Here is a 7,653-nt window from a genome sequence, read left to right on the forward strand (position 1 = left end):
GCATTCGTAAGGGATACCACAACAAAGACCGAATAAAATAGTATTATTATCTTTGTTAGAAACCTTCTCACTTTTGAAACTGAAAATCAACACTACCAAACTTTTAAGGCGTATTGTAATAACCTTTATTTCAATATTGGTTCTCCTTACCCTGTTGATCCTAAGCTTAAGACTTCCCGCCGTTCAAAACTTCATCAAAGACCGACTTATCGTTTACCTGGAGAAAAAAATTAAAACCAAGGTAAGCCTGGAAAGAGTCTATATCGGATTCCCCAACAGTCTTGTGATGGAAAACCTTTACCTCAAAGGACAGGATGTAGATACCCTTTTAGCTGTAAAAAAACTGGATGTAGGCTTACACATGCTGAAACTTATCAATTCTACGGCAGATATTACTTCTGTAGATATGCAGGGTGCCAGAGCCAATGTAGTCAGAAAACCGGACGGCAAATTCAATTTCGATTATATTATTGATGCTTTTGCGACTAGTGATAAGGAAGAAAGTCCATCAAAACCCTTTATTATTTCCCTTGATAAAATCAATTTAAAAGATGTTGGCGTTACCTTTAATGACCAGCAGTCGAGGAATGATATTAACCTTTATTTTAAATCTTTTGATACCAGGGTAAAGAAATTCGATCTCAATAAAAACACCTATGCTGTTAATGATATTAATCTTGATGGATTAAAACTAAAATTAAAACAAGGGATTGTAGAAGAAGTTTCCAAAAAGGTTGAAAAGAAAGTAGATTCTCTTAACGAAAAAAAGCCGATGAATATTGGCTTAAGAGGAATCAAGCTTACTCACTTTGATATTGACTATGGTGATGAAAACACCAAGACTTATGCTAAGGTTTTATTCAAAGAATTAAGCACAAAAATCAACAAGCTTGATCTGGAAAATAATGCCTTCAATGTGGGAAATGTATTTCTTTCCGGGGCAGACATCAATGCCAATCTTTATCTTCCGGCTCAAAATGCCAATCCGAAAAATAAAAAAGAACCGGAACCTTCCAAAGTTTCCGATCAGGATAAAGCCATGAATCTTCTTTTAGGGAAACTGGTTTTAAATGATGTAAAAGTCACATATAACAATACCGCAATAGCTCCTACAAAACAAGGAATAGATTTCAATCACCTGAATTTTTCCAAAATGAATGTTGAAGTGAGAAGTTTCAAAATGGAGAACAACACTTTTGCAGGAACGGTTAATTCAGCGGAAATTCAGGAAGCAAGAGGGCTGGATATTCAGAAATTTAATACAGATTTCGTATATGCTGAAAAAGAAGCTTACCTGAAAGACCTGTACCTTCAGACTCCAAAAACTTTGTTACGCGATGAGGTTATTTTAAACTATAACTCCATCGATCAGCTGACTTCCAATTTGGGAGCAGTAAAAGTTTCTGCCAATATCAAAGATTCCAAAATCGGGTTTTCTGATATTCTAAATCTGGTTCCTACCTTAAGAAATACGGTTCCATTCAATAAGTATCCAAATGCGACCCTGAATGTGAATGCGAATGTGAAAGGAAGTGTAAATGATCTTTTAATTCAGGATCTTAAAGTTACAGGATTGGATCAGTTAAGGGTAAATGCGTCCGGAAGAGTTAAAAATGCAATGAATCCCGATCAGTTGTACTACGATCTGAGAATCGGGGAATTTTCTTCCAATGCGAAAACGATCTTCAATTTAGTTCCGAAAAATACTATCCCTTCCAATATTTCCCTTCCATCAAGCTTCAGCATCAAAGGAAATGCGAAGGGCACTACTAAAGTAGTGAATACAGACCTTAACCTCTACTCTACCCTTGGAAATGCAGCAATTGTTGCCAATGTGGATATGCGCAGAAAAAATCATGAACTCTATGATATAAAAGCCAATCTTCAGGGCGTACAGGTTGGAAAAATCATTCAGAATAAAGATATTGGTGCTATAACTGCCCAAATTTCGGCCAAAGGGGAAAGTTTTGATTTTAAAAATGCCAATGCGAATCTGAAAGGACATGTTGCTGCTGCAACTTACAAAGGATATCGCTATCAGAATATGAACCTGACAGGTAAGATCAACAAAGGGGCCTATGATGTGGTTTTAAATTCAAAAGATCCGAATGCTGATTTACTGTTAACCGCTTCAGGAATTTATGATGAAAAAAATCCAACCGTCAAAGTAAACGGAGAAGTTATAAAACTGGATGTCAACAAGCTTGGTTTCTATGAAAAGCCGATGATTCTTGCGGGAAAAATGGATGGTGATTTTACCAGCCTTGATCCGAATAACCTGAACGGCTATTTAAATCTTAAAGATTTCGCCTTTTCCGATACCAAAGAAGTGTATCCGGTACAGGAAGTCAACCTAAAAGCCTCTTCTACTACAGATTCTACCAATATTATTTTCAATTCTCAGATTGCAGATGTGGAATTGAAAGGGAAATATAAGCTTACTCAGATTTTTGGGGCTTTAACACAAACTATCAATCAGTATTATCAATTCCAGAAACCGGATAAAACCCAGAAAATTGATCCGGGACAGCATTTTACGTTTACTGCAAAGATTAAAAATGATGACCTGATCAGAAAATTTGTTCCGGATCTGAAAAGCTTTGAAACCATTAACCTGGCAGGAAATTATGACGCTGATTCTCAAAAAATTGAAATTGACGGGCAGATTCCGCAATTGCTCTATGGTGAAAATACCATTGAGAATGGAACTCTAAAAGTCACCAATGAAAATCAGGCTTTACAATATAATCTGAATGTTGCCGCTTTAAAAAGTTCAAGCTTTTCACTGAAAAAAATCAATATTGACGGTGATGTTGCTGATAATACAATCAACTATAATATCACCACAAAAGACGATAAAGATGTTACCCAATTCCTGATTGCAGGAAATGCCAAATCATTGAATGATATTACAGAGGTTTCCCTCAATCCAAATGGCTTAAAGCTTAATTATTCTGATTGGAATGTTGCTGAAAACAATAAAATCCAGATCAGCAGCAAAGGAATTTTGGCGGATAATTTCAGATTGAGCAATGGCGGAAGCGAAATTTCCATTCAGTCGGAAAGTGAAAGCCCAAGTAGCCCTTTGAACATCGCATTGAAAGATTTTAAAATTGAAACCATTACAGAGCTTATCAAAAAAGATACGGTGCTGGCAAGGGGAACCATCAACGGAACCGCTCAGCTTAGGGATGTGATGAAGGATATGACTTTCACGTCTGATCTCAATGTTTCCAATCTTATTGTCTATGGAAGTCCGGTTGGAAATCTGGCCGTAAAAGTGAACAATTCTTCACCGAAACTTTTAAATGCTGATATCGCCCTTTCCGGAAACAACAATGATGTAAGAATTCTTGGAGATTACAATACCACTTCAAGTTCTTTCGATCTGAATATGGCCATTAACCAGCTTCAGATGAAGAGTATTCAAGGCTTTTCTATGAATGCCATTACGAATACGGAAGGTTATCTTTCCGGAAATTTAAAAATCACGGGAACTACAGACCAACCGAATATTCTAGGAAAAGTAAAATTCAATGATGCCGGACTGGAAATTGCCAAAACAGGAAGTGATTTCAGAAAACTGAATGATGAGATTGATTTTACCAATCGTGGTATTGAATTTAACAAGTTCAAAATTAAAGATAAAGATGGAAATGCTTTGGTTGTAGACGGACAGGTTCTTACCCAAACCTACAGAGATTTCGCATTCAATCTTAATGTGAACGCCAAAGATTTCAAAGTGGTTAACTCACAGAAATCAAATGATGCCATGATGTATGGAGTGCTGGCGATTGATGCAGGTCTTCACATCCGTGGAAATCTTGATCTTCCCAAAGTAGACGGAAAACTGAGTGTTGCTGATAATACAGATTTCACTTTCGTACTTCCTCAATCTAATCCTTCATTACAGGAAAGAGACGGGATTGTAGAATTTGTGGATCAGGATCAGGTGGTGCTCAATAAAACGATTAAAACAGATTCCCTAAATGCTCAAAGCCGCATCAAAGGAATGGATGTAAGTGTTAATATTGAAGTAAGCAAAGAAGCGAAGTTATCCATCGTTATTGATAAAGCGAACGGAGATTTCGTACAGCTGCAAGGTGAAGCAGAATTAACCGGCGGAATTGATCCTTCAGGAAAAACCACCCTAGTAGGAGTTTATGAAGTAAATAAAGGAAGTTACGATCTTTCGGTAAGCTTCCTGAAGCGTAAATTCGATATTCAGAAAGGAAGTACCATCACGTGGACAGGAGAACCAACCATGGCCCTCATGGATATTACAGCAGTGTATAAAACCGAAGCTCCGCCTATTGATCTTGTAGAACAGCAGATCAGTGGTGAAAGTGCCTCCACTATGAATCAGTACAAGCAGAGAATCCCTTTCAACACCTTATTAAAAATGAAAGGTGAACTGCTGAAGCCACAGCTGACTTTTGATATTACAACTGAAGAAAAAAATAATGCGGTATCATCCAATGTTAAGGATGTTATCGATCAGAAACTGGCCCAACTGAGAACCCAGGAATCTGAATTGAACAAACAGGTATTTGCATTATTGTTACTGAACCGTTTCATCGGAGAAAATCCATTTGAAAGCGGCGCAGGAATGTCTGCTGAAACCATGGCAAGACAGAGTGTGAGTAAAATCCTTTCACAGCAATTAAATAATCTGGCAGCCGGACTTATTAAAGGGGTAGATCTTAATTTCGGACTGGATTCTTCTGAAGATTATTCCACAGGCCAGAAAAATACAAGAACCGATCTGAATGTAGATATCAGTAAAAAATTATTGAATGACAGGCTGAAAGTAACGGTAGGAAGTAATTTCGGACTGGAAGGACAGGCCCGTCAGAATGAAAATATGACCAATATTGCAGGAAATGTTACTGTAGATTACAGCCTTTCCAAAGACGGAAGATATATGCTGCGCGCTTATCGTAAAGATGAATACCAGGTAGCACTTCAGGGACAGATCATTGAAACCGGAATCGGATTTATCATCACTTTAGATTATGACAAATTCCGTGAGATTTTCCAGAAATCCAAAGAGAAGAAACCTAAAAAGAATCAAAACAATCAAGTGGTAGAATTTAAATAATGAGTAATACATTCCCAACATACTGTAAATATCTGTTGATTTCCGGATTAGCTTCGGCAGTGGTTTCCTGCAGCAATACCAGGTTTTTGAAAGAAAATCAGATGCTGTATACAGGCGCTGAGGTTAAAATTGAGAGTGACACAATTTCCAAAAAAGAAAAAAAAGATCTCCAGGCCGCTTTAGAAGCCAACCTTACTCCAAAACCGAATTCTACTTTTTTAGGAATGCGCCCAAAGCTCTATTTCTACAATATTGCGAAAGAGCCTAAAAAAGATAAAGGTTTCAATTACTGGCTTAAATATAAAATGGGTGAAAAGCCTGTATTATTAGGAGATGTAGACCGGGAATTCAATAAAGATATCATTGAAAATTATTCTGAAAATAAAGGATATTTCAATGCCAGAGCCACCTATGACACAGTTTCAAAAAATAAAAAGGCTAAAGTCATTTACACCTTAAAACCCGGGGCAAGATATTTGGTTGATGGGGTGAAGTTTCAGAAAGATTCAACACTTATTAATCAGGAAATTCAGAATATAGCCGGGAAAACACTTCTTAAAAATGGGAGGCCATTTGATCTGGATGTGATTAAGGCAGAAAGAGAAAGGATCGATAACAACTTAAAGGAAAGAGGCTTTTACTATTTCCATCCTGATAATATCATTGTACAGGCAGATAGTACGGTCAACAAAAACCATAAAGTGGAACTGAATGTAAAACTAAAGGACAATACTCCGCCTTTAGCTACTCAACAGTTCAGTATTGATAAAGTAATCGTTTTCCCGAATTATAATATTCAGGATGTAAAAGAAGGAAAATACAGTGTTCCGATGAACAAGGATTCTCTGGGTAAATATGCATTTGATGATATTTACGTTATTGATCCGCAGCATAAATTTAAGCCGAAGATCTTCGACAGAGCTTTATACTTTAAAAAAGGGGATCTTTACAACCGTTCCAATCACAATCTTACCCTGAACCGATTAATCAGTTTAGGAGTATTTAAATTTGTGAAAAATGAATTTGTAACCTCAGATTCTTTGAATCATAAGTTTGATGCTTATTATTTATTAACCCCAAGGCAAATTCAGTCTTTAAGGCTTGAAGCGTTAGGAAGAACCAATTCTGCCAGCTATGCAGGAAGTGAGCTTAACCTGAATTGGACACACAGAAATTTCTTCAGAGGTGCAGAACAATTTAAAGCATCTGTCTACGGAGCTTTTGATTTCCAGATGGGTGGTGCCCAGGATGCCAATAATATTTTCCGTGCCGGAGCCAATGTTCAGCTTTCTATCCCAAGAATTGTGGCTCCTTTCCGTTTTCATTCTTCAAGCGAGTTTGTTCCCAGAACAAATATTACATTGGGATATGAATTTCAGAACAGAACAAAATATTATACGCTTAATAATTTCACAGCCTCATTTGGATATTTATGGAAAGAGAATGCCAGGAAAGAACATGAGCTGAAAGTTATTGATATCACGTTGGTTTCTCCGGAAAAGGTTACTGCAGAATATGAAGCTAACTCTGCCAACAATCCTGCTATGAAAAGAATTGTACAGAAACAGCTCATCTTTGGTCCGACCTACTCTTATACTTACACCAACACCATGCTGCCGAAAAAGAATACCTTCTATTATAAAGGAACACTTGATCTTGCAGGGAATCTCACAGGCTTGATTAGCGGAGCTAATGTAAAAGAAGATAAAGAGAAAAAGATCTTTGGCATCCCTTTCAGTCAATATGCCAAGATTGAAAATGATTTTAGGTTTTATCATAAGCTTACGGAAAAATCATCTTTAGCTACAAGACTTATTGCAGGAATTGCCTATCCATATGGTAATTCAGAATTTGTTCCTTTCTCCAAACAGTTTTTCTCCGGAGGAAGTAACAGCATCAGGGCTTTCCGTGCAAGAACGCTGGGACCGGGAAGTTTTGACCCAAGAACAATGAAGGCAGGAACGTACTTCGACCAGTCCGGAGACGTTAAACTGGAACTGAATGCAGAATACCGTGCTAACCTGTATAAATTCATCAATGCCGCAGTTTTTGTAGATGCCGGAAATATCTGGCTGCTCCATAATGATGATGCAAGACCTGGAGCTAAGTTTTCAAAAGATTTTCTGGATGAAGTTGCTGTAGGAGCCGGAGTTGGTCTGAGACTTGATTTTTCAATATTAGTTCTAAGACTAGATTTAGCCATGCCATTGAGAGTACCTTATTATGAAAAAGGAGACAGATGGGCCTTCGATAAAATTAATTTCGGAGATCCAAGCTGGAGAAAAGACAATCTTGTATTAAATATTGCCATCGGATATCCTTTCTAACATGATTAATAATGCTAAATTTTTCTGGGAAGTCCTCAAGGACACTTTTAAGGAATGGAACAATTCTTCTGCCTCCAAAGATTCAGCGAGCCTTGCCTATTATGCAATCTTTTCCATCCCGGGATTGTTAATTATTATCATCTGGGTACTGGGTAACTTCTTTGGAGAAGAAGCCATCCGCGGACAGATCAGCACTCAAATCAGTGGAATTATGGGGCCTGATGT

Annotated in this window: 2 protein-coding genes and 1 pseudogene; all 3 read left to right on the plus strand. The window is 37.5% G+C overall.

Annotated features, from left to right (window positions below; all coding sequences use genetic code 11):
* The first annotated feature begins 73 nt into the window (after positions 1–73).
* Positions 74–5,101, plus strand: a complete 5,028-nt coding sequence (locus tag BBH99_RS13900; protein ID WP_083188831.1) for a translocation/assembly module TamB domain-containing protein — start codon at positions 74–76, stop codon at positions 5,099–5,101.
* A complete protein-coding gene (gene tamL / locus BBH99_RS13905; RefSeq protein WP_066696792.1) occupies positions 5,101–7,428 on the plus strand; it encodes a translocation and assembly module lipoprotein TamL in 2,328 nt (775 codons plus the stop codon). Before BBH99_RS13900 ends, tamL begins: the two co-directional genes overlap by 1 nt.
* A 1-nt stretch (position 7,429) precedes the next feature.
* Positions 7,430–7,653: pseudogene (locus tag BBH99_RS13910) on the plus strand (ribonuclease BN); the annotation flags it as partial.

The organism is Chryseobacterium contaminans (assembly GCF_001684955.1).
In the GTDB taxonomy this organism is placed as follows: Bacteria; Bacteroidota; Bacteroidia; order Flavobacteriales; family Weeksellaceae; genus Chryseobacterium; species Chryseobacterium contaminans.